Genomic DNA, 23,433 nt, shown 5'->3' on the forward strand with positions numbered 1-23,433 from the left:
TTCTTCTTCTATTCCTCGTTAACAATATTGTATAGATAATCGAAGAGATTCGTATTAGCCGAAACATTGAGCTTCTTTCGTAATCGATAGCGGCTTACCTCGACAGCTCTTATGGTGATACTCATTAATTGGGCAATCTCTTTAGATGATAGATTCATTTTGATGTAAGCACATATTTTGAGATCATTAGCGCTGAGATTAGGGAATTTATCTTTTAGTTTGCTTAGAAAATCAGAGTGTATACTGTCAAAATGTATTGAGAATTGTTTCCAGTCCGCATCTCCTTTTTCAGCATTATTTAGCAACTTTATCACTTTTTTGATTTCATGCGACTGTTTGTTTTCTGGAGCTAAGTCGATAATAGGGAGGAGTTCCTTTTTTATTTTGGAAAGCAGTTTGTTTTTCTTAATGAGGTGCATGCTTGTCGTGGCCAGCTCTTTATTTTTAAAGCTAACTTCAGATTCCAGCTTTTCATTTTTTAATCGAACAATTTCGTTTTCGCTGTACTCGATTTCTTGTTGATGTTTGTTTTCAAGATCTTCCCGCTCTCGTTCGTGCTTCCTCTTCTGTCTGAGGATAAGTAAAGCGATAAAGCCTGCCAGCACTAGGGTGTACAGCAAGTAGATCCAATAGGTTTCATACCAAGCGGGTTTAATTGTGAAAGGATAAGAGACTTCATTGGATTCACTGCCGAGATTATTTCGTGATTTTACTTTAAATACATAATTTCCTTTTGGAATATTGGTGTAATATTTTTCGCTTTTTGAACTCCATTCCGACCACTCCTTGTCAAAACCAACGAGTTGATAGCTAAATTCTATTTTCTTTTGTTGTTCGAATAGTGTCGACGAGTATTCGAAATAGAGCGAATTTAAGGCTTTTGGTAATGCTATTTCATGATCACCATCGTTTGTATTGGCCAGAACACTTTCTTTCACTTGGTATCCACCATATAGTATACTGTCTTTTTCTCCACTTGCTTTTACCAGGGAAAGAATGGTGTTTAAAGGTTTTATATTGTCCAGATAGTTCTGATAGTTGATATGTATAAGTCCTTTTTTTGCTCCAATAAATACATTTTGACGATTAAAATGATAGATGTTCTCAAAGCCGGCGACAACTTGCCCGTTAAGTTCCGGAAAATGTACAATATTATAATCCTTATCGGGTGCTTTCGTGTGAAAATCAACCACACCTACATTTTTATTGCTAATAAACCATATGTTTCCTTCCCTGTCCTCATTAAGATAATGGTAGGGGTATTCACCTAAGATAGGGTAAAGCTTTCCTGAAGGTTCGAACTTGTCTGTAGCAGGATTAAACTCATAAACTCCCTTTTGTGTAGCAACCACGATCTTATTTTTAATCTTGGCAATCTGGTTGCCCAGCGTCGAAGGTAAGCCATCTTTTACCGTATATAGCTTCAGCTGGCTAACGTTTTTTTTGTCTGGAGCAAGTTCAATTTTGTACACGCCCCGATAGGGATGAGAAGCCCAGAGAACAGGGTCGTCATATATCAAAAAGCGGATAGACTCATTGAGTCCAGCAATTTGATTACGAACTTTAAATGTTCCGTTGTTGTAGGTTAGAAGCCCGAGTCCCTGATAGGTGCCTGTAATTATATCTGACGACGATTCGGTCTGTGATAACGGAACGGATAGCCAGGTTCCCGGAGAATGATATAGAGGGATCGCTGCCTTTTCGTCGACTAATAACGCTCCCTCTTCATGACCCGCAATAATATGTTGATTAATTAGATTGAGGTTCCAGGTCTGCCCTGCGGTTCCGGGGATTTCCTTAAAGCCTCTCTTTGAATAACTTAAATCAGATGCTTTACTATCCAAATAATTATAAAATACGCCGTTAGAAGTGCCTACGTAGAGTTTGTTATGATGGATTAGGGTCGAATATGCACTGGTTTGTTTATCTTTATCTGGATATATATATCGTATAGCATTGTTAAATGCGATGAAATTGATACCATCATCCAGTCCAAGCCAAAGATTTTTATTCCGGTCCATGAATATAGACCGAAGTTTATTTTTGTATAAGCCTTCCTCCGATGAAAACTGTTGGATGATTTCTCCTTGTTTATTGATAATATAACATCCAGCAGATGAAGTAGCCAGGGCATAACGATTATCATTGACCGCAATGGCATCATATAGCCGATGCTCTTTGAAAGTTTCGTCATACCGGCCTGTTTTCTTTACAAGGAAGTCTCTACCCATTAAATATATTCCACTTTTGAAGGTCGTCACCAATAGAGTGTCCAATGCGTAGTGTAATATAGATGTAACAATATCGTTGTTGGATGGAGCGATGTATGGAGTAGATTCCCATTTTCCACTGTTGAAGGTCAATAATCCATTTCCTGTATCTTGGGCATACAGCTTACCATTGGCCTCCCCCATAAATTCCCATAACTTGTGAGGAATGTAGACTTTTATCTTGTCGTCTTTCAGATGAAATATCTTGTCGGTTGTTCGGAAGAAGACTTCATTCTTAAGAATAACAATATCCCATATATCCGAAAAATTACGCGCTTGCTCGGGTATTAGCTTTTTGAGTGATACAAATTTTAAAGTTCCATTTATATCCGGAATAAAGTAACCAATTTCATCTTGTGCGCCGACGTATATTTTACCTTCTGACGATATTTTTATCGATCGGACAATCGTTTTATGAGGTAGGGGATGTAATTTCCAATGCCTTCCATCGAACGTTAATAAACCTTCATTGTTTGCAAAGTACATAATCCCTTGATTATCTTGGTCCATATCCCAATTTTGGGTACCTCCTTTATAATCGAAAGTTTCGTAAGTACTTATATCTGGAATGCCAATAGGATTTTGCGCGGATAGATTGATGTTTAACGTCGTAAGGAAAAGCAGATAAAAGTATTTCATTGTCCACAAAAAGGTTTTCATAAAGCTAGTTCAATCATAAAGAAAGCAAAATTTATAGTATGTAGCAACATTTAATCATTAAAATCGACACAAAAAAAGGAGTACGTTTAATTTTATCTACCTGTTAAGGTTGTGTTTTTACATTCTATATATCTGATTTAAAGTGATTTAATTTTTTATTGTAGTGGTTTTGTATGGGTGTTTTTAATTCTGTGTTGTGTTTTTGTGCAGGGGAAAAATAGTAATAGATGATAGGATGTATGATATATTTGCTCTTGTTGTTAATGAACGCGATAACAGCTGCTTTATTGGCGACACCAATTTATAAACAAATAACCACTTATAATAAATGAAGAAAATAAAATTAATATTGGTTTGCTGTGTGTTGCTTTGCATCTTTCAAAGTTCCATCGCTCAGAGGTTGCAGATTTCGGGATCTGTAAGAAGCGCTGTCGACGGGGTGCCTATGTCAGGCGTGTCTATATCTGTAAAAGGAGAGACCATAGTTTCCGCCTCAACAGATGCCCAAGGTAGATATCGCCTTGAAATATCCGGTCCATCAACTTTAACGTTTTCTTTTATAGGATATAAGACAAGCGAGCTGTCCGTCGGGACATCTGGTGTATATCATGTTATAATGGAGGAGGAGGTCAATGTGTTAGATGAGGTGGTTGCGATAGGTTACGGAACCGTTCGCAGAAGTGATCTGACCGGTGCCGTAGCATCCGTGAAAGCCGAAGATTTGAAAAAGACACCAGCCGCCAACTTAGACCAGGCATTGCAAGGAAGAGCAGCAGGCGTAACCGTCAATGCGAATAGTGGTCAACCTGGTGCTCCGGCGGTCGTCCGTATCCGCGGAATTGGCACAGTAAACGATAGTTCGCCCATATACGTAGTGGATGGGGTGATCCTTAGTGATATTTCTTTTTTGAGTCCGAATGATATTGAGACCACAGAAATTCTAAAAGATGCCTCGGCAACTGCAATTTACGGTTCTAGGGGTGCGAATGGTGTTATTCTGGTGACGACGAAGAAAGGTAGATCCGGTCGTACCAACATTTCGTTCGACAGCTACTTCGGTTTACAAAATCGTTGGAATCAGCTTGATCTGATGAAGAGCAAAGAATTTGCGGAAAAGATTATCGAATTGGATGGTGTCAAATCTCAACAGAATTATTACGAGGAATACGGCTTCAACAGATGGCTGGCAGCCTACCGCTTGGGAAACTCTCCCTACTATCCAGTTATCCGGTCGTCTGCAAATCCGGATGGGGTAAATTATGCGGGGATTGAAACCGATTGGCAGGATGCTGTTTTTCATAAAAATGCACCCATACAAAGCTATTACCTGTCTGTAGATGGCGGAAGTGAGAAAAGTAATTATGCCATGAGCAGTAGTTATTTCAATCAAGATGGGACTATTATCGGGTCTAACTTTGAACGGCTGACCCTTCGGTTTAATTCCAATCATCAGTTGAAAGATTGGTTGACAGTCGGTCAGAACCTTACTTTTTCTTCCTCAGAAGGACGTAATGCGATGAACAATAACGCAAGTCCCGGAGCCTCTGTCTTATCGGCCGCTTTAGCTATGGCGCCGTGGGATCCTACCCATTATCCGCGGGGTGCCGCAAATAGCGCTGACAAAGATCTGAGCGGGCAGATCAGCGCTTCATCTAATTTTAGGAATGTAACAAATCCTTTTTCTATGGTAAGTAACTCTTATCCGTCGGATAAGAACGAACGTTGGGTAGGGGATGTCTATGTCGAGCTCAAACCTTTTGCCGGTCTGAGCTTGCGGTCCAGTGTCAGTATGGACATGAATAACAATAGAAATCGTTTGTTTAAGGCAGCTTATGAGTATTCAAGCTACGACAAAATGGATAAGAACTTTTTGTCGAGCAGCATGTCACGCTCGGCAATGTTGCGCTACGAAAATATCCTTACCTATTCCAGGGAGATCGATAAACATAGTTTTTCTGTTATGGGCGGTCAGGTTACGGAGCAATACAGCTATTATAGCACGGGTGGAGCAGGAGCAGCTATATTGAATCCTGTTCCCACTAACTGGTATCTCGCACAGACCACGGAAGATCGCACCTTTTCTTCGGATAATGTCGCTCGGACACGGATGTTCTCACTCCTGGGGCGCCTGCAATATGCTTACGATAATAAATATTTAGCAACCTTCAATTTTCGGGCCGACGGATCCAGTAAATTCCAGGAAAACCTCTGGGGATACTTTCCGTCGACAGCGTTAGCGTGGCGGATCAGTGAGGAAGACTGGATGAAAGACGCGACGTTTTTCAATGACTTAAAACTGCGTGTGGGCTACGGTCAGATTGGAAACGAAAAAATCAGTGCCGATAATTTTGTGTTAAAAATGTTTAATGAGGGACCATCGTTCGTTGGTTATGTCTTTGGAAGAGACCAGCAACTGGTCAATGGGGCTACCATATTAACGTATGTCAATCAAGGAGGCAAGTGGGAACGGACGGAACAGTACAACTTCGGGGTAGACTTTGATATGTATCAAAGAAAATTTTCGGGGATAGTGGATCTTTTTGTACGTCATACAAAAGACATGTTGTTGAGTGTGAAGGCACCGGCCCACGTCGGAAATAGGTATGATCCCGTTGCTAACGTAGGAACGGTAGAGAATAAAGGGATAGAACTAACTTTGACCTACAGGGATAGCAAGACGGTGGCTGATAAGGCCTTGAATTATAATATTACGGGAAATGTATCCTTTATCAAAAATGAGCTTACCTCACTGAATGGCGGTCAGCGGGTATTCGGAACGTATACGTTGAGTGATGAAGGATTGCCATTGTTTTCGTTGTGGGGTTATAAATACGAGAGAATATACCAATCTGATATAGAAGCTTTGTCTCATCTCACCGGATATTTGGAAAATGAGATCGCTTATCATGCGGGAGATGCCCGATATACGGACATCAACGATGATGGCCTCATCGATGATAAAGATCAAACTAAAATTGGCAACCCTTTCCCTTGGCTCACCTACGGGTTAAACGTAGGTGCTAGCTGGGGGAGTTTTGATGCACAGGTATTTTTGCAGGGAATTCATGGCAATCAGGTGTTTAATGCAGCCCGCTTCCGTACGGAGGGAACAGGTGCCGATGCAACCTTAAGTACGACGATGCGGAATGCCTGGCATAAAGACAATAATCCGAACGGAGATATCCCCAATCCATATAGTGCAGTAAACGGCTTTGCTTCGAGCCGTTTGGTAGAGAGCGGTTCTTATTTGCGGTTAAAAAATGTGCAGATTGGTTATACGCTCCCTGCGACTATCAAGGGGTTGAACAGATGCCGTATTTATCTGGCGGGAAATAACTTATTGACCCTGACAAAATATAGCGGTTACGATCCGGAAATCGGTAGCGGCGTAGATTTTGGAAACTACCCGCAGTCCAGGACGATTATGATCGGTGCGAATATTAATTTCTAAATCACGGTAGTATATGAAAAGTATATATAAAAGAATATTTGGGACAATAAGCTGTATAGGTGTACTGACACTGTCCTCTTGTGACAAATGGCTGTCGGAACCGTCTCCCGGTGTTACCAAATTGGAGGACTTCTTTACATCTGGACAAACAGCTGTGCAATCTGTCAATGCAGCCTATGTGCCTTTGGCATGGGAGTTTAACAATACATACTTTAGCGAGTGGTTTATCGGGGATATCGTGTCGGACGATGCGCTGAAAGGAGGGCAGGGTATTACCGATATGGCTGCTGCTTATGATCTGGAGAACTTTAAAGTCCAGGCTAACAATCCAATGTTGCTTGAGTTTTATCGGGCGCAATACCAAGGCATATCCCGCTGTAATCTTGTGCTGGATCAGGTGCCGGCAATGAACGTAGATGAGAGTATGTCACAAGAACTTAAAGACCGGCTCATTGGCGAAGCTAAATTTTTAAGGGCACTATATTATTACCGTCTGGTACGTGTATTCGGCGGGGTACCGAAGATCGATTTTGTCATTGGAAGTGTGAATACCTGGCAGCAACCCATTGCTACGGCTGATGAGATCTATGACCTCATTATCGAAGATCTGAAAGATGCTGAAACCAAGCTTTGGAAAAAAAGCGAGTATGAAGATGTTGATCTGGGAAGAGCAACAAAAGGAGCTGCACAAGCGATGTTGCTGAAGATGTATCTGACGCGCCATGATTATCCACAGGCTGAAATCTGGGGTAAAAAGATTGTCGATCAGGCGGAGGTGGAAGGGGAATATGCTCTACTGGTCGACTATGCTGATAACTTCAGACTAATTGGCGAGAATGGCGACGAGTCTGTTTTTGAGATCCAATATATGGAAGATCCGACGAGTGATTTTGGTGAAGGATTTGGCTTTACCCGGGGTACGTTTACCGTTATCCTCACACGGTCTCGTTCGTCCGTGCTTGGGGGAGGCTGGGGTTTTAACAAACCTACACAAAACTTGTACGACGAATATGAAGTGGGAGATCCGAGACGCGATATCACGATTTTGGATCCGGATAGTCAGATGGAAACACCGGAACAGGAAACCTACTTGGGAAGCACATATGTGAGCCGGAAGTACGCGATGATGGACGATGGTCCAGGAGGGACTATTTTTCCGTTGAGCCATACGAGTAGAGGTCCTATCAACAACAAGGTGATACGCTATGCTGATGTGCTGCTCATGTATGCCGAAGCATGTCTGGAAAACAATAATACCACACAGGCAAAGTGGGCTTTAGAGAAAGTACGGGAGCGGGCACGGCATGGCGATACGGGTATTCTTCCTGCATTTCCATACGGTGTATATGCTGATAGCAAAGACGATCTCCGTTCAGCTGTTCGCCATGAGCGACGCGTCGAGCTGGCCATGGAAGGGCATCGCTGGTTTGATCTGACACGCTGGGGAGTCGCGAAGGGGACTATGGACGCTTATAAAGCTGCGGAAACGCCGGAAGCACGATCACATATGGCGGATTTTATCGCGGGCAAGCACGAGACGTTTCCGTTGCCGGAGGAAGAAGTTAAGCTGGGAGACTTATAAACAACAACTAATTTTAAACAATTAAAACGTATAAAAATGAAGAGACAAAATTTACTCATTCTTTTATTGGGCGCGATAGTGTTCAGTGTGTCGTGTGGTAAGGACGGCGACAAGGATATAGTCACTCCTGATGGCATTTTATTAAATAACAATACCCTTTCATTAGCCGCTGGGGAATCGGAGACACTGACGGCAACGCTTACTCCGAAAGGCGCAGAAGGAACCGTTTCATGGACTTCCGATAAACCGGAAGTTGCGACGGTCGACGACAAAGGGTTAGTGACCGCAGTGGCGGAAGGAACAGCTATAGTAGAGGCTACGGTGGGTTCTCATTCCGCTCAGTGTACTGTTACGGTGACTGAAGAGGACGTTGTAATAGTAGATCTTAACTTGGCGAGTATTACTTATGGAGGAGCCTCACTTGAAGGTTTTCAGGGGAATGTCTTATCCTATGATGTAGAATTGCCCGAGGGAACAGTAGATGCGCCGCAGGTCGCCGCCACAGCTGTAGCAGTAGCTTCGACAGAGGTTACCGTAACACAAGCTGAAGCATTGCCGGGTACAGCGACTGTTGTTGTAGCTGAAAAGGCGAATACGGCTAACAAAAAAACGTATGTGATTAACTTTACCGTAGATGACGGATCCAATCCCGGATCTGGCGACGCGGAATGTTCGGGAAGTTCTACTGTGAATTTGGAAGGACAACCGGCTTTTGATACCAATGGATACACGTATTCATTCAAAACTGCCGAGAATGGGAAGGATGTTATTGTCGAATTTGAATTGCTGGATGATCAAATAGGGGTGGTTGCGTTTGCATGGTTATATAATCCCGATTTTGCCGAGGCACAACTTGATCCTGTTGCCGGAAATGATAAAAAATTTACAAAAACATTTACCGCCGCGGATGGAACCACTGTGTTCAAGATGGCATGTAAATTTGCGTTCGCCGGAGGAATGGCGGTTACAAAAGTATTCGAATATAAAATTGGTGAAGGGTGTAATTAGACGGCGCAGGGAAATAACAAATTAACGGATTGATAAACAATTAAAATTAAAACAAATGAAAAAGCAAAATTTACTACTATTATTATTAAGCGTCTTTTTTGTGGGCGTATTGGTTACATCATGTGGCAAAGATTCTCCCGCACCTAAAGATGACGATAAAGATCAAGATGGTGATGGCAATGGTAACGGGTCCAATGCAGTATATCTGCAGGGTAGCGATTATTATCTAATTTCTATGGATGAGATCACAAAGGCGAAAATCGAAAGTAAAGTTACCGAAGATTATAGAGTGGATGAAGCTAATCGATTTTTATACGTATGGGATAATACCTATGTTGCAGGAAACCCAACTGGCCCGAATTCATTCGGAGAGGTAGAGGCTTGGACATCCTTGGTTGTTGGTGGTCTGGGTTGGTCGGGAATGGGGATATCTCCAGGAGGAGTATCTACGGTCGATCTGAGTAATGTTACTCCGCAGCACACTTTTCACTTTGCGATCAAGAGTAAGGATAACGCTACCCACATGATTGGTTTGGGTGATGGTACAAACAATTTTAGACTTGCTATCGGTGCAGCTCCGTTTGTCGATAACGGAACAACTTTTCAGCCCTATGCTAACTTCGACCGCGATGGCGAATGGCACCATATAGAGATTCCTATGTCCGCATTTATGGGGACAGGAAAGCTGAATTTCCGTGAAGATGGATTCACCACTGACAACCTGTTCTCTGTATTAAGCGGCGGAACAGCGGGTACAACATTGGATATAGACGCTGTGTTTATTTATAAGAAGAAGTAAACGAATTATATAGAAGAGGTTGTCTGAGAAAACCTGATGTCGTCTTTTCGGACACCCTCTTCTCCTTAAAAACACGATAAGAGACGAGGATTAAAATATGGGAAATAGAAATAAGTTGCAGTGGGCCTTATTGGGGTGTCTGGTATTGTTGGGATGTGGCAAATCAGGCAATACAGTTCCCAAGGATGAAGAACCGAAAGACACGACACCTAAGGAATATCAGCTGGTGTGGTCGGATGAATTTGAAGGGACGACTCTGGATATGTCCAAATGGAACTATACGACGGGTACGGGGTTTGGAAATCAGGAAAAGCAGTACTGCACGGACAGGATACAAAATGTACGCGTAGAAGATGGAAATTTAGTTATTGCCGCACTTAAGGAAAACTATACTCCTCCCGGAACTACTTCGACTTACCGGTATACTTCTGCGCGGATTAATTCTAAAGGGAAGGGCTTTGTAAAATACGGCAAAATCGAAGCACGTATCAGTCTTCCCTCGGGGAAAGGCACCTGGCCTGCCTTTTGGATGCTGCCCGAGGTAGGGAGCTGGCCCTTATATGGAGAGATCGATATCATGGAACATGTGGGTTTTGATCCAACTATGATATCGCATGCCCTGCATACCTCCAACAAAAATGGCTCGAAAGGCAACAATTGGCACAACAGACAGTATCCTGGAAATGTGGAAGGTGAGTTTAATGTGTATACCATGGAATGGCTGGAGGACTTTGATGAAGGGGATGACTGCATTATTTTCTCTATTAATGGAAAGGAAAGTGCTCGAGCCTATCAAAATTCCGAAGATATCAAGGACTGGCCATTCAACCGGGATTTCTATGTGATACTTAATATTGCCATAGGCGGTACTTGGGGTGGCACAATCGACGATGCTATCTTTGCCAATCCGGTGGAAATGAAAGTGGACTGGATACGGATGTATCAGAAGAAGTAAATCATTAATTAGTAGTCTTAAAAACACCTGATAACTGCTTATATAGCGGACAGGGTATGTTATGCACTACGCTATTTAAAAATCATGAAACAATATATAAGTTTAATGTCAGTATTTGTTATTACACTGTTTGCAATGTTGGCATGCAGTACAACTGTAGATGCGGATGCGGGAATAGGTGATAAAGATAATAAGGAATCCGAAAAAGAACACGAAGAAAATGGTTCGGGTGAAACCAACGGATATAAGATCGTTTGGCAGGACTTGTTCAACGGTACAGAACTGGATGCAAAAAACTGGTATGTAGAAGTTAACGGGGATGGTGGAGGTAATGCTGAGCTGCAATACTATCGTAATGAAAATATCAGTGTCGGAAAAGAACCGGTGACAGAGCGAAGCTGTCTTGTCATCACGGCAAAAAAAGAAAATTATAAGGGAAAAGCGGCTACGTCAGGTAGGTTGAATACCCGGGACAGATTTGCCGTAAAATATGGAAAGATCGAAGCGAGTATCAAATTGCCTAAAACGGCTAATGGACTCTGGCCCGCATTCTGGATGCTTGGAGCTGACCATGCCGCGGTAGGATGGCCTAAATGTGGTGAGATAGATATTATGGAATTCGGAAATACCTTTGGTATCGCAAACAATATACAAGATAAATATTTTAATGGTGCTTTGCATTGGGGCCCAAGCTGGAACAATGGGGCTTACCCCAATTATGCCAAGCATTACACGTCAGCATACGGTTTGCAGGATGATTTTCATCTGTATACGATGATCTGGGACGACAAAAAAATCAGTATGTTTCTGGATTTAGATAAATATCCAGATGCAAAGCCCTATTTCGAAATGAATATCACAGATAAAACAGACGACAAATCACCTGGACATTACTTCCACAAGGATTACTTTATTCTGCTCAATCTGGCAGTAGGCGGTAATTTTACTGGGATATGGGATATCGACAAAGTTACCGGGTTAAATAGTGGCGAAGCACAAATGTATGTGGACTATGTGAAGGTATATCAAAAGTAAATCAACATATCCAATCAAAAAAGGCATGAAAAAAATAATATACTGCTGTTTGTTCTTTATTGTTGCTGTTGCAGGTTGTGGAAAGGATAAAATTAAAGAGGAATCCAAACAAGAAATAACGCCGGAATTTTTAGCATCGTTAAATTTTAGGTTTGAAGCGAAAAACAACGCGGGTATAGATAACGATGTCTTATGCGAATTTGATGGAGATGTAATTCAGGCTGTTATTCCAAAATTGGATCCAGATAAGAATGCACTCGTATTGTCTTTTGATGAAGATAAGGTCACCGTGACGGCGAATGGAAACGAGCAGTGGAGCGGTGTTTCTGCGAACAGTTTTACCCAACCGCTGACCTATCGTTTAATTTTTTCGGATGGCACAGAGCGGGACTTTGAATTTAAAGTCAAAGAGTTTACTGGTTTACCTATCATTCGGATCAATACCGCAGGTAACGTTCCGATCGTGTCCAAAGACGATTATCTGAATGGAATTGTGTCGGTCAATTCCAACCTTAGTTTCGAGCAGGAAGCCAATGATATGGTTATGGAAATCAAAGGACGAGGTAATTCAACATGGGGCATGCCTAAAAAGCCGTATCGTATCAAGTTGAATAAGAAAGCAAAGATGTTGGGAATGGGTGAAGCACGAAATTGGGTTTTGCTGGCAAATTATTCGGACAAAACCCTGATAAGGACGGCTCTCGTATTTGATCTGGGAAAAGCAATAGGTGTAGATTTCACGCCGGAATACCGGCACGTAGAAGTTTTTCTAAATGATAATTATGCAGGAACGTACACGCTTACTGAGCAGGTTGAAGTAAAACCAGGAAGAGTGGAAATTACGGAATTGAAGCCAGAGGATGTTGGAAGTGAAATGATTACCGGTGGGTACTTGGTCGAGCTGGATAAACGGGAGGATGAAGATTATATCGTAAAGACAGATAGGAGGAAACTGCCATTTGCCATTAAATCTCCCGATGATGTGACAGCAGAGCAGTACAACTATATCAAAGACTATCTCATCGCTACTGAAAATGCGATCTATGCTGAAAATTTCGCAGATCCGATCGATGGTTATGCGAAATATATCCAAGTCGAATCTTTTATCAATTGGTTTTTAGTACAGGAACTGGTGAAAAACCAGGATGCACAAAGTTACAGTAGTATCTATTATTATAAAGATCGTAACGGAAAGCTGGGGATGGGACCGTTGTGGGATTTTGATTTAAGTATGGGTAACGTCGATTATTCCGTCGCTGTGAATCCGCTGGGTTGGTGGGTAAGGCACGGACCTTGGTTTGTAGAATTGTTCAAAGATCCGGCGTTTGTAGAGAAAGTACGGAAAAGGTGGAAAGAAATCAGGAATAATGAAGTTAAAACGATGCTACATAATATTGACAAGCAAGCGGCAAAGCTGAAATTAGCCCAGCAACAAAATTTCGCGCTCTGGAAAATCTTAGATCAGAAAGTATGGCCTAATCCCGAGATTTATTATACCTACGAAGGCGAAGTTAATCAAATAAGAAGCTGGCTGAATACCCGGATTGCATGGCTGGATGCGAACTTATAATAAAATCACCAACTCTTTTATCTGAAAATACCTACTTCATAAGCGAAAATGTATATATCGTCTGGCTTTCGAATACCTCCCCGGGGTGTAGTACCACCGATGGAAAATCAGCGTGGTTCGGACTGTCGGGATAGTGCTGTGTTTCCAGACAGAAGCCGCCGTGTCTAAGATAGTGTTGCCCTCCCTTACCTTGATCGTTTGTCAGGAAGTTGCCTGTATAGAGATGGATACCCGGTTCGGATGTAAACACATCAAGCTTGATACCGCTTTGTTCGCTAAAAGCAGATGCTGCAGGTTGACTTAAAGGTTGCGTGTTAACAAAAGTATGGTCGAATCCGTTGGCGTATTTCAGCTGCTCGTCCTCATGACCTATGCCTTCCACAATTTTCTTGGGTGTAGTGAAGTCAAAGGGTGTGCTTTGTACCGGTAAAACATCACCTATGGGGATTTGTTTCGCGTTGATAGGGAGGAATTCTACTGCCGGAATATGTAGAATATGGTTAAGAATATCGCCATTTCCTTCTCCATTCAAGTTGAAATAGGCATGATTCGTCAGATTGATGATCGTTGTTTTATCCGTTTTCGCCCTGAACTGTATGATGATTTCATTGTCATTTGTCAGCTCATAAGATATATTCGTTTTTAGCTCACCTGGAAAACCTTCTTCACCATCCGACGAAACATAATAGAAATCTACTTTCTTGTTAAAACTCACTTGCCGATCCCACACGCGATTATGAAACCCGCCCGACCCGCCGTGAAGACAATTTTCACCGTTGTTTTGCTCCAAGGTATATTGCTGGCCATCAAGCGTGAACCGACCATTGGCGATGCGGTTGCAGAAGCGTCCCACACTGGTGCCGTGGTACTTTTCCTGTGCGTTTAGATAACCATGTATACTATCAAAGCCTAAGACCACATCGGTAAGGTCTCCCTGTTTGTCCGGAACTAATGCACTCACCAGCCTTGCGCCATAATCCGTTAGTGCAATCTGCATGCCTCTACGGTTGGTCAGCGTGATTAAATGCGTGTTTTTACCGTCGATGGTATGTTCGAAGTTCTTAGGATCAGGTAGTCTGTAATTTGCCATCTTTTTGTTTATAGTGCCGTATAAATATAGCAAAATTCTTAAAGTTAATCGTGTTCAGGCGAATCGTTTTCCAAGAAATTGCAATATATGAAGATAGATGTCATCTGCTACAATGACGTAGATAAATCGTTACAGCTTTGACTTTTTTATTTGCAATTATTTTTAATATTTCTCATATTGAGGCTATTATCCAAAAAATAAATTTTATGAAAAGTTATTTAGCAGAATTTTTCGGCACCTTCTGGTTAGTATTCGGAGGGTGCGGCAGTGCAATCTTTGCTGCGGGTATTCCGGATCTGGGTATCGGTTTTATGGGTGTAGCATTGGCATTTGGTCTTACAGTCCTGACGATGGCCTATGCTGTCGGACACATTTCAGGGGGACATTTTAACCCTGCAGTTTCGTTTGGTTTAATGGCAGGGGGAAGATTCGACAAGAGGGAGTTGATTCCCTATATCATTGCACAAGTCGCCGGTGGTATAGCGGCAGCGGGGGTGTTGTATCTTATCGCTTCGGGTAAGGCTGGGTTTTCTATCGATAATTCCGCCGCTGGAGCCTTCGCAGCCAATGGATTTGGTACCCTATCGCCACAGGGCTACGGTGTAGTTGCAGCATTCATCGCCGAGTTTGTTCTGACGGCTTTCTTTTTGATCGTCATTATGGGAGCTACGGATAAATGGGCAAATGGTAAGTTTTCGGGAATAGCTATAGGTTTGGCATTGACCTTGATCCATCTCATCTGTATTCCTATTACCAACACTTCTGTGAATCCTGCGCGGTCTACCTCACAGGCTTTGTTTGCAGGCGGGGAATACTTGCCTCAATTGTGGTTGTTTTGGCTGGCTCCAATTTTGGGTGGTGTAGTCGGCGGGTTGATTTATAAGTGCTTATTGCAGCGAAAACAAGAAGATGCTCCCCAGTCTTGATATGCTTATAAGCGAATGAAAATAGGTCGGATCAAACAGGTCTGACCTTTTTATGTAACGCAATTATAATTGTGTATGAAAGCAAATTACCCATACATGTCTTTTTTCCATAGGCAGTCGTGAATGCAAAGCATTTTATCTAAGTTTGCGTAGAATAATCCACAATCTGAATGAACTGGAAGCAACTTTTATCAGCAAAGCGATGGGGCTACGAAGAACGTATTTCTACCGGACAACTGGATGCTCGCTCGGAGTTTCAGCGTGACTACGACCGCTTAATATTTTCTTCTCCATTTCGTCGCTTGCAAAATAAAACACAGGTATTTCCCTTGCCAGGTGCCGTCTTTGTGCATAATCGGTTGACACACAGTTTGGAGGTAGCTTCCGTCGGGCGGTCACTGGGCCGGTTATTCTACCACAAGATGAAGGAGCAAAATCCTAATATTGATCAGGAAGAACCTTATTTGCAAGAAGTCGGCAATATTGTGTCGGCAGCTTGTCTGTCTCATGATCTTGGAAATCCCGCTTTTGGTCATTCCGGTGAAGCGGCAATCTCTTCATTTTTTATCGAAGGTAAGGGCAACGAGTACCAACGCCTTGTTTCCGAAGAACAGTGGCAGGATTTGATTCACTTCGAAGGGAATGCCAACGCCTTACGTATACTGACGCATGCCTATAAGGGCAAAGATCCCAAAGGCTTTGCGTTGACATATACGACACTGGCGTCTATTGTTAAATACCCGTGTAAGGCGATCGACGGACATGTGAAAGGTAATCACCACCGCAAGAAATACGGTTATTTTGATTCGGAAATATCTACATTCGAAAGGATTGCCAAAGAATTGGGACTGGAACGAGATCCAGAAAATGCAGCAGGATATCTGCGACATCCGTTGGTATATCTGGTCGAGGCTGCTGACGATATCTGCTACAACATTATCGACCTGGAAGATGCCCATCACCTCAAGATATTATCGTACGAAGAAGTAGAAGAGCTACTATTGCCCTTATGTGGTGGAGAAGATCTTAAGATCAGGCTTGCTAACCTGGATGATACTGCAAGTAGGGTCGCATTATTACGTGCGAAGGCTATAAACACACTGATATGGGAGTGCGCCGCTGTTTTTGCGGGACATCAAGATCAGTTCCTTGCCGGTACTTTCTCACAGTCACTGATGCATGCCCTACCTACCGAAATCGTGGAGCAGATGAAACATATCGAAAAACTTTCCTACGCTCGCATCTACAATGCACCTGCAGTTGTACAAATCGAAATCGCTGGATTCAAGGTGATGAATGCCCTGCTGGAAGAGTTTCTTCCAGCCTATTTGAAAACGGAGAAGACTATGTTTGATAAAAAGATCGTTGCCATGATACCCGAGCAGTTTCGTACAGATAATGAAGATACGTATAGTAAAATACGCTCCGTCCTCGATTTTGTGTCGGGCATGACCGATATCTATGCTGTTGATCTCTATCGAAAGATCCAAGGGATTTCTATTGCGTCGTTAGCGTAGTCCGTATTGCGATGTGCGGTTACAGGGTTACGAGGTTATGATGGTTATATAGTTACAAGGTCATGCTGTTGCGGATAAAGGACAAAAACTACAGCTTTTTTTGTTTTTACGTATAAAAATAATATTTTTGTCGTATAACCAAATGGGGTATATACCATGGATAGTAAAATTACATTGTCTTTTGATAAACATGTCATTAACGAGGCCAAAGCATTTGCCGCCAAAAATGGCATGAGCTTATCTCGTCTTACCGAGTTTATATACAAACAAATGACTACACAGCATTATAAATCTTTGGAAGAGCTGCCTATTGCTGAATGGATTGATACGGTTGCAGAAGGAGGTGCCGAATATACCAAATCTTCTTCCCGTAAACAGTTGAAATCCGAGTTCTATAATTCCCGCAAATGAGGCTTTTTATCGACGCAAATGTCATTGTGGCGGTGTTGAATAAGCAGTACCCCTTATTTCCGTATGCGGCCCGGATTTTAAGCTTAACAGAGAGTTCGAGGTTTAAGGTCTATACGTCGCCGGTATGTCTTGCTATTGCCTTCTATTTTGCAGAAAAGAAAAGCGGAACTTTGCAGGCCAGGAAAAAAATCAGTTTACTGTCTGAAAAGTTGGATATTACAACTACGGATAGGGAGACCGTGCAGTCGACTGTTCAAAATAAGGCTGTTCATGATTTTGAGGATGGATTGGAGTATTATGCGGCGCAGCAATCGTCTTGCGATATCATCATCTCCGAGGATTTGTCGGACTTCTATTTCTCAGAAATTCCGGTACATAATTGTGAGACGTTTTTAAAACAAGTATTTAGCACCTAATATATAAATAATAGATTTTTGCTGTCGCGAATTATATACGGATGAAAGTTGTTATAGCAGAGAAACCTTCGGTAGCGCGTGATTTGGCTCGTGTGATGGGAGCGAAGGAAGTGAAAGATGGATATATTGCCGGCAACGGCTATGCTTTTACCTATGCGTTTGGGCATTTGGTGCAATTGTGCACACCTCAGGCTTATGGTTATCCAACTTGGTCGGTGTCCAATCTTCCCATTATTCCGAGCGAATTTAGGTTGGAAGCCAAGAAAATAAAAAGGGATGGAAAGCAGATCGATGACGCCGGCGCATTGAAGCAACTGCATACCATCAAAAGTCTGTTAGCACAAGCCGAAGAAATCATTGTAGCCACGGATGCGGGGCGTGAGGGAGAATTGATCTTCCGGAATATCTATTATTATCTGGGATCCAAAGTGCCCTTCAGACGATTGTGGATATCGTCGCAGACGGACAAAGCTATACGTGAAGGATTTGCTAATCTCAAGGCGGGAACGGAATACGACAGTCTGTATATGTCTGCGAAATCCCGTTCAGAGTCGGATTGGCTAATTGGTATCAATGCGACACAAGCGCTCACCTTGGCTGCTGGTAATCGTGGGCTGTTATCCTTAGGACGTGTACAGACACCGACATTGGCCATGATCTGTTCCCGCTACCTGGAAAATAAGGACTTTAAACCACAGGCTTTCTATAAAATTCAGGCCGGTTTTGAAAAAGACAATATATCTTTTAAGGCAACCTCCAACAAAATGGATAAAAAGGGGGAGGCCGAAGAAAGTATCGCTAAAATAGTAGTTGGATCGCCGGCTAAGGTCGTTAAGGTCGAGGCCAAAGAAACGAAAGAACAGCCGCCCTTGCTATTTGATCTGACATCCCTACAACAGGATGCCAATAAAAAGTACGGTTACTCGGCTGATCAAACGCTGAATATTGCACAAACTTTATACGAGAAAAAGGTGATTACTTATCCACGTACAGGCTCACGGTATATTGGGGAAGACGTGTTTGAAAAAATCGAAGAGTTGTTTCAACATTTAGCGGATACGGCGGAGGAAAGTATTGCGGTAATTTCCCGTAACCTTATTGGTACAAAGCTCAACAAACGCTCAGTTGATGATAAGAAGGTTACGGATCACCATGCCCTGTTGGTGACGGAGGAAAAGCCCGATCCCATGCCAAAGGAGCAGCAACATATTTACAACATGATTGCCAAACGGATGGTCGAAAGTTTTTCGGATGTCTGTCTGAAAGATATTACCACCGTTACACTTGATGCGCAAGGCGTAGAACTGATTGCCAAAGGAACAGTCATTAAACAGTATGGCTGGCGGCTTTCGGCCGATCAGGTGGAACTTCCGGATGATGACAAAAATGCGGATGATCAGGACAACGAAAATGCGCAGCTGCCCAAACTTGTTGCGGAAGAATTGTTGGAAATTTTGACGTTAGAGTTGGCGGAGCGTTTTACCAAAGCAAAGCCTATCCATACCGAAGCATCTTTATTAAAAGCAATGGAAACTTCGGGTCGGGAGATTGAAGATGAAGAGATGCGGCAGGCGATGAAAGATTGTGGCCTCGGCACGCCCGCGACCCGCGCGGCAACCATCGAAACCCTGTTCCAGCGCGATTATATCAAACGGGACAAAAAGAAACTTATCCCCACGGAAAAAGGATTGACTGTATATAGACTGGTGAAAGATCGTTCGATTGCGAAAGTAACCTTGACCGGCAAGTGGGAGCAAAAGCTGGAGGAAATGCGGGCCAATGCCGTTTCCTACGATGTATTTATGAAACACATTAAGGAGTATACCGCCAAAATTACGAAAGAGTTGCTCCAGTTACGCGTTGCGATTACGCAGGAAGAGATCAAGCCACAACAAAAGGGAAAAATAAAGTGTCCGAAATGCCAATCCGGCCATATCATGTTGTACGACAAAGTTGCACAATGTGATCATTATGCCCGCGGTTGTGACTTTAAGATATGGCGTACATTGAACGGCGTGTTTCTCGACGAGGCAGAGATGAAAAACCTATTGGAAAAAGGCAAAACATCTCTGCTGAAAGGTGTAAAGAATAAACAAGGACAATTCGTGAATGCGTCCCTTATTTTTGAAGATTTTAAAGTAGGGGTGGGGTAGAGCCTATATGGTATCTTTTATGTGATTGATGGAGAAATAGTTCTTCTTTGTTTTGCAATCCGTTTGCCTCTGAAAAACAAGAACATATATAAAAACAGGATAATTCCCAAGTAAATACTAAACCCTCCTATTTTGTAACTTAGTTTTTCAATGAGTTCCTGTACGGTGGCATAACGAAGGTACATTTTCAATATATATAACGCAAACCCCACATTAAGTAAATAAAAGCCTATGCGGAACAGGTTGTTGGTTGCCTTGGCTACATCGGGCCTTCCCTCGAATATATCGTTCATGTATACGATACTGTTTTTGAATAAGACGTAAGCTACATAGTACGTCAAGCTAATAGCGATAGGTAAGTAGATGACGTAAGCGATGACAGTTGGATTTTCCATGGTTTTATTGTTTAAGGGTTAAAGAATGTTTTTTATTTTTTGCTAATAAATAGATAATAAGCATGTTATTGAAATGAAGCCCGGCCAGAAACAAGACTAATAAACCTGTTTTGACGGAGATGCTTGAAATCAGCGTGCTCCAATTGGATACCTCGCCCCAACTATTGAACTGCAATATGGCATATCCGATGTTAAACAGATAATACCCGGCCAACAATAGATTGTTTGTTGTATCAGTAAGATCCTTTTGTTGTTCAAAGAATGTGAATATAAATATCCTTCCATTGCGATGGGACAGTCTGCCGACCCATAGGATAATATAGATGGTGATAGTGCCAAAGATGAGATATGCAAGGATATTGTAATTCATGATTATACGATAAGTTTGAATAGCTTTATCAATAAATCCGCTCGATTGGATTGAAAAACTTTATTGGCTATCGTCTCCAGTTGTTCGGTAAGTACCTGTATGTCTTTTACCGTTTGGTGAAAAGCCTGACCGTCTTTTGTTTTGTCATCTTCTGTCGCTTCGCTGATATCTTTTAAAATTTCCATGACCGGATCCAGCTCTTTTTTCTTCCGCATAACGGCAATTTTCATGGCCCATTTCAATACATCTTTCTCAGCCACGAAATATTCTTTTCGGTCGCCTGCAATATGTTTTTTGTAGACGATACCGTATTCGATAAGCTGACGGATGCTCATATTGGCATTTCCCCTTGAAATAACTAACTTTTCCATAATCTCATCGGTAGACAATGGTTTGGTAGAGGCGAGGAGGAGAGCATGCACTTGCGCTACTGATTTGTTAATGCCCCATTCTGAACCCAGTGCACCCCAAGTGTCTATAAATTGCTGTTTTGCTTCATCGAGCTTCATAATAAACGAATTGATTTAAAATATGCTAACATTTTGCTGTTGAATAAACAATCAAAAGCTCAACAAAGATAAATTATTATTTCTGAATTTTCAAAATATATTGAAAATTACATAAACTCAAAGTCACATTTCAGTCAATTCGATGTTGAAGAGGTCAACTGAAAGTGAAAAAAGGTACCTTTGCCCTATTATGGTATCACGACTTTACAATCCTTTTTTGGATTTTACTTTTGATAATAACAAGTGTTTTCTAACGGGGCAGGAGCTTCAGTCCGAAGATGAGCGTATTCAGGTTTTTCCCATTTGGATGATGCGTGCTTTTGATTTAGAGGAGAAACCTTTCAAGATGTTAGATGAAAGTATGGTCACCTATAAGAAACTACAATTGCCCTGTTCGACGGCAGTAGCGGCAGCCTTCGAAAGTGTAGAAAGCAAAGTCGAACAAGCCATGAAAAAAGGATACGAAGCCGTTAAAGCACTGGGTGAACGTACCTTATTTCATTGGATTGGCAAGATCTTATATGGCGTGGTATTCAACGAGATACAAGCCGGTGTGCGACAATCTTTTCTTTCGGGCGAACCAATGAACTTTTCGCAGGTTTTGGTCCATAAATTTCGCAATTTGCATGCAATGTTGCAATCTATCCTTGTCCCGCTGGAATTCGAACACACAAATCCATTTACCATACATATTTTTCCAGTAGCAAATCCACCGGAAACATTTTTATATCGAGATGAAATCAATACGTTGATATTTTCACTTCGGATGAGTGATTTTGCCATCATTGCCACGTTGCAGGATAATGGTACCCATGCTATTTACCATGAGGAGGTATTAGAAAAGGTCGCAGGTCACCGTCTGCATCCTATTCAATTTGAAGAGGTTTGCGCCCGATTTTTCTATTCTGCTTATCTTTTCAATCGGTTGCCGGAATATACCTATATGGAGACTCCGGAGAAGGTCTTTATCGAGCCTATGCCGTTGAATGACTGGACATTGAAACCTATCTTTGATAATTGGCAGGCAAAAACGTATGGACAGGTCCTGGAGAATTTTTGGAAACCTTGGGGGTATACGCTTTTTGAGATTATCAAAGACCCCGAGAATCCGATGACATTCATTACGGATTCAAAGGGAGATTTTATTCGGGAAGTTGAATTAGGTGGAGAACGTTTATCTTAATCTTTTCGTGAGATATTTCCGCAATGGAATATCGTAAAATACCAAGACTAAATATGCTATCAAGGCCATAAATAATGTGCCCAATACAATAACCCATGTCAATTCAATCGGGTCGGGGTTGGTCGTTAAGAAATAGTTTCCAAATATCCATATTCCGGCGTAGTGTGTCATATACAAAGGGTAGGAGATGCTTCCCGAAAATTCACAAGCTTTCTCAACTTGAGGTGAGAGGGTAGAGCCGGCGCCGAGAGAAACAAGCAGGGGGAAGTAAAATAGGACGATGACAAGTTCGACAAGCCAGTTAAATCCGAAGTGCGGTATGAATAACGCAAAAAGCAACAGGAGGGAAAGACCTATAAAACCAATGTTGTTTTTGAGGATCCAATTATTGCGATAGATCAGTAACCCGGCTAAAAAAGAGAAAGCGATTCTCACCCCACCATGCCAAAAAGTGTCGCCATTCCATCCACCTAATAAATTACCGGAATGATAAGCAATATAGATTAATCCGATAGCAGCTATAATGGCTAAAATAGATAGGATATATCGATTTAATTTATAGAAAATAAACACATACGCGATATTGGCTATATATTCCCAGAACAAAGACCAAGAAGGAGCGTTTAATCCAAAATTGTTCAAACTCCGCTCTTCCATTACCGGAAGAGGAATTAGAAATAAAGAACAAATAAAAATTAAGGCAGTTCGACCGAAATCATATAAAGAAGCAGCATGACTGAACGGATCAAATAAAAATGCAATTAGCCCTAAAACAGTTCCTAAAATTACTAATGGATGCAATCTTATGAGCCGTCTTTTAAAAAATCCGAGGATTCCCATCTCTTCTAATCGATTATCATAAGCATAGGCCACCACAAATCCGGATAGGCAAAAGAAAAAATCGACAGCTAAGAAACCATGTATAATAAAATTCTCCGTATAATCTGCATAAATCCATTCCGCAAAATGAAAAACGACAATAGCCAAGGCTGCAACGCCCCGTAGCCCGTCTAATATTTTAAAATGTTTTTTAGTTGGTGCAAGATTTGTATTTAATGTATCCATCGGTATGTATAATAAGCGGGCTAATATCCGTAAAATTTTCCTAAAGCTATCCTTCTCTTTTCTCATGC

At 42.0% G+C, this 23,433-nt stretch carries 19 protein-coding genes; 13 read left to right on the plus strand and 6 right to left on the minus strand.

Going from position 1 to position 23,433, the window contains the following annotated elements:
- Window positions 1–8: 8 nt before the first annotated feature.
- On the minus strand, window positions 9–2,909 hold the full coding sequence (locus G5B30_RS15585; protein WP_165320933.1) for a triple tyrosine motif-containing protein: 2,901 nt from the start codon (window positions 2,907–2,909) through the stop codon (window positions 9–11).
- A gap of 349 nt (window positions 2,910–3,258) precedes the next feature.
- Here G5B30_RS15585 and G5B30_RS15590 point away from each other — a divergent pair, with 349 nt between their 5' ends.
- The 7 genes from G5B30_RS15590 (at window position 3,259) to G5B30_RS15620 (ending at window position 13,330) form a co-directional block, all read left to right on the plus strand.
- Window positions 3,259–6,381 (plus strand): SusC/RagA family TonB-linked outer membrane protein, encoded by a 3,123-nt coding sequence (locus G5B30_RS15590; RefSeq protein ID WP_165320934.1) that lies wholly within the window; start codon window positions 3,259–3,261, stop codon window positions 6,379–6,381.
- Between the two features lie 13 nt (window positions 6,382–6,394).
- On the plus strand, window positions 6,395–7,963 hold the full coding sequence (locus G5B30_RS15595; protein ID WP_165320935.1) for a RagB/SusD family nutrient uptake outer membrane protein: 1,569 nt from the start codon (window positions 6,395–6,397) through the stop codon (window positions 7,961–7,963).
- Between the two features lie 36 nt (window positions 7,964–7,999).
- Complete coding sequence (locus G5B30_RS15600) at window positions 8,000–8,971, plus strand: Ig-like domain-containing protein (RefSeq protein WP_165320936.1); 972 nt, start codon at window positions 8,000–8,002, stop codon at window positions 8,969–8,971.
- 55 nt (window positions 8,972–9,026) lie between these two features.
- Window positions 9,027–9,770 carry a hypothetical protein gene (locus G5B30_RS15605; protein ID WP_165320937.1) on the plus strand — a complete coding sequence of 248 codons (744 nt, stop codon included), beginning with the start codon at window positions 9,027–9,029 and terminating at the stop codon, window positions 9,768–9,770.
- Between the two features lie 97 nt (window positions 9,771–9,867).
- Complete coding sequence (locus G5B30_RS15610) at window positions 9,868–10,725, plus strand: family 16 glycosylhydrolase (RefSeq protein WP_165320938.1); 858 nt, start codon at window positions 9,868–9,870, stop codon at window positions 10,723–10,725.
- A gap of 84 nt (window positions 10,726–10,809) precedes the next feature.
- The gene (locus G5B30_RS15615) at window positions 10,810–11,760 is read left to right on the plus strand and encodes a family 16 glycosylhydrolase (protein ID WP_165320939.1); all 951 of its coding nucleotides are present in this window, start codon (window positions 10,810–10,812) and stop codon (window positions 11,758–11,760) included.
- A 25-nt stretch (window positions 11,761–11,785) separates the two neighbouring features.
- The gene (locus G5B30_RS15620) at window positions 11,786–13,330 is read left to right on the plus strand and encodes a CotH kinase family protein (RefSeq protein WP_165320940.1); all 1,545 of its coding nucleotides are present in this window, start codon (window positions 11,786–11,788) and stop codon (window positions 13,328–13,330) included.
- A gap of 31 nt (window positions 13,331–13,361) precedes the next feature.
- On the opposite strand, the gene G5B30_RS15625 is transcribed toward G5B30_RS15620, so the two are convergent.
- Window positions 13,362–14,420, minus strand: a complete 1,059-nt coding sequence (locus G5B30_RS15625; RefSeq protein ID WP_165320941.1) for an aldose epimerase family protein — start codon at window positions 14,418–14,420, stop codon at window positions 13,362–13,364.
- Between the two features lie 137 nt (window positions 14,421–14,557).
- Here G5B30_RS15625 and aqpZ point away from each other — a divergent pair, with 137 nt between their 5' ends.
- From aqpZ to G5B30_RS15650, 5 genes are all read left to right on the plus strand, one after another.
- The gene (gene aqpZ / locus G5B30_RS15630; RefSeq protein ID WP_262886607.1) at window positions 14,558–15,346 is read left to right on the plus strand and encodes an aquaporin Z; all 789 of its coding nucleotides are present in this window, start codon (window positions 14,558–14,560) and stop codon (window positions 15,344–15,346) included.
- A gap of 170 nt (window positions 15,347–15,516) precedes the next feature.
- Complete coding sequence (locus G5B30_RS15635) at window positions 15,517–16,863, plus strand: deoxyguanosinetriphosphate triphosphohydrolase (RefSeq protein ID WP_165320943.1); 1,347 nt, start codon at window positions 15,517–15,519, stop codon at window positions 16,861–16,863.
- Between the two features lie 156 nt (window positions 16,864–17,019).
- A complete protein-coding gene (locus G5B30_RS15640) occupies window positions 17,020–17,274 on the plus strand; it encodes a DUF6364 family protein (RefSeq protein WP_165320944.1) in 255 nt (84 codons plus the stop codon).
- Window positions 17,271–17,690 carry a PIN domain-containing protein gene (locus G5B30_RS15645; protein ID WP_165320945.1) on the plus strand — a complete coding sequence of 140 codons (420 nt, stop codon included), beginning with the start codon at window positions 17,271–17,273 and terminating at the stop codon, window positions 17,688–17,690. Before G5B30_RS15640 ends, G5B30_RS15645 begins: the two co-directional genes overlap by 4 nt.
- Window positions 17,691–17,731: 41 nt before the next feature.
- A complete protein-coding gene (locus G5B30_RS15650; RefSeq protein WP_165320946.1) occupies window positions 17,732–19,843 on the plus strand; it encodes a type IA DNA topoisomerase in 2,112 nt (703 codons plus the stop codon).
- Window positions 19,844–19,860: 17 nt separating this feature from the next.
- Here G5B30_RS15650 and G5B30_RS15655 read toward each other — a convergent pair whose 3' ends face one another.
- From G5B30_RS15655 to G5B30_RS15665, 3 genes are read right to left on the minus strand one after another with little or no spacing between them, the layout of a single operon-like run.
- The gene (locus tag G5B30_RS15655; RefSeq protein ID WP_165320947.1) at window positions 19,861–20,238 is read right to left on the minus strand and encodes a hypothetical protein; all 378 of its coding nucleotides are present in this window, start codon (window positions 20,236–20,238) and stop codon (window positions 19,861–19,863) included.
- A 4-nt stretch (window positions 20,239–20,242) separates the two neighbouring features.
- Complete coding sequence (locus G5B30_RS15660) at window positions 20,243–20,608, minus strand: hypothetical protein (protein ID WP_165320948.1); 366 nt, start codon at window positions 20,606–20,608, stop codon at window positions 20,243–20,245.
- 2 nt (window positions 20,609–20,610) lie between these two features.
- The gene (locus tag G5B30_RS15665; protein ID WP_165320949.1) at window positions 20,611–21,117 is read right to left on the minus strand and encodes a GbsR/MarR family transcriptional regulator; all 507 of its coding nucleotides are present in this window, start codon (window positions 21,115–21,117) and stop codon (window positions 20,611–20,613) included.
- Between the two features lie 190 nt (window positions 21,118–21,307).
- Between G5B30_RS15665 and G5B30_RS15670 the strand changes: the two genes are divergently transcribed.
- The gene (locus G5B30_RS15670; RefSeq protein ID WP_165320950.1) at window positions 21,308–22,300 is read left to right on the plus strand and encodes a hypothetical protein; all 993 of its coding nucleotides are present in this window, start codon (window positions 21,308–21,310) and stop codon (window positions 22,298–22,300) included.
- On the opposite strand, the gene G5B30_RS15675 is transcribed toward G5B30_RS15670, so the two are convergent.
- The coding region (locus G5B30_RS15675; protein WP_317164356.1) for an acyltransferase at window positions 22,292–23,433 on the minus strand (1,142 nt) is incomplete at its 5' end. The genes G5B30_RS15670 and G5B30_RS15675 overlap by 9 nt on opposite strands.

This window comes from Sphingobacterium sp. SGG-5 (assembly GCF_011043525.1).
Classification (GTDB): domain Bacteria; phylum Bacteroidota; class Bacteroidia; order Sphingobacteriales; family Sphingobacteriaceae; genus Sphingobacterium.

What these genes read in the sequence shown, in the direction of transcription:
- G5B30_RS15640 (WP_165320944.1), top strand. Translation starts at nt 17,020, where the DNA reads ATGGATAGTAAAATTACATTGTCTTTTGATAAACATGTCATTAACGAG.
- G5B30_RS15605 (WP_165320937.1), top strand. Translation starts at nt 9,027, where the DNA reads ATGAAAAAGCAAAATTTACTACTATTATTATTAAGCGTCTTTTTTGTG.
- G5B30_RS15600 (WP_165320936.1), top strand. Translation starts at nt 8,000, where the DNA reads ATGAAGAGACAAAATTTACTCATTCTTTTATTGGGCGCGATAGTGTTC.
- G5B30_RS15650 (WP_165320946.1), top strand. Translation starts at nt 17,732, where the DNA reads ATGAAAGTTGTTATAGCAGAGAAACCTTCGGTAGCGCGTGATTTGGCT.
- G5B30_RS15635 (WP_165320943.1), top strand. Translation starts at nt 15,517, where the DNA reads ATGAACTGGAAGCAACTTTTATCAGCAAAGCGATGGGGCTACGAAGAA.
- G5B30_RS15585 (WP_165320933.1), bottom strand. Translation starts at nt 2,909, where the DNA reads ATGAAATACTTTTATCTGCTTTTCCTTACGACGTTAAACATCAATCTA.
- G5B30_RS15660 (WP_165320948.1), bottom strand. Translation starts at nt 20,608, where the DNA reads ATGAATTACAATATCCTTGCATATCTCATCTTTGGCACTATCACCATC.
- G5B30_RS15670 (WP_165320950.1), top strand. Translation starts at nt 21,308, where the DNA reads ATGGTATCACGACTTTACAATCCTTTTTTGGATTTTACTTTTGATAAT.
- G5B30_RS15615 (WP_165320939.1), top strand. Translation starts at nt 10,810, where the DNA reads ATGAAACAATATATAAGTTTAATGTCAGTATTTGTTATTACACTGTTT.
- G5B30_RS15590 (WP_165320934.1), top strand. Translation starts at nt 3,259, where the DNA reads ATGAAGAAAATAAAATTAATATTGGTTTGCTGTGTGTTGCTTTGCATC.
- G5B30_RS15620 (WP_165320940.1), top strand. Translation starts at nt 11,786, where the DNA reads ATGAAAAAAATAATATACTGCTGTTTGTTCTTTATTGTTGCTGTTGCA.
- G5B30_RS15645 (WP_165320945.1), top strand. Translation starts at nt 17,271, where the DNA reads ATGAGGCTTTTTATCGACGCAAATGTCATTGTGGCGGTGTTGAATAAG.
- G5B30_RS15595 (WP_165320935.1), top strand. Translation starts at nt 6,395, where the DNA reads ATGAAAAGTATATATAAAAGAATATTTGGGACAATAAGCTGTATAGGT.
- G5B30_RS15625 (WP_165320941.1), bottom strand. Translation starts at nt 14,420, where the DNA reads ATGGCAAATTACAGACTACCTGATCCTAAGAACTTCGAACATACCATC.
- G5B30_RS15610 (WP_165320938.1), top strand. Translation starts at nt 9,868, where the DNA reads ATGGGAAATAGAAATAAGTTGCAGTGGGCCTTATTGGGGTGTCTGGTA.
- G5B30_RS15665 (WP_165320949.1), bottom strand. Translation starts at nt 21,117, where the DNA reads ATGAAGCTCGATGAAGCAAAACAGCAATTTATAGACACTTGGGGTGCA.
- G5B30_RS15655 (WP_165320947.1), bottom strand. Translation starts at nt 20,238, where the DNA reads ATGGAAAATCCAACTGTCATCGCTTACGTCATCTACTTACCTATCGCT.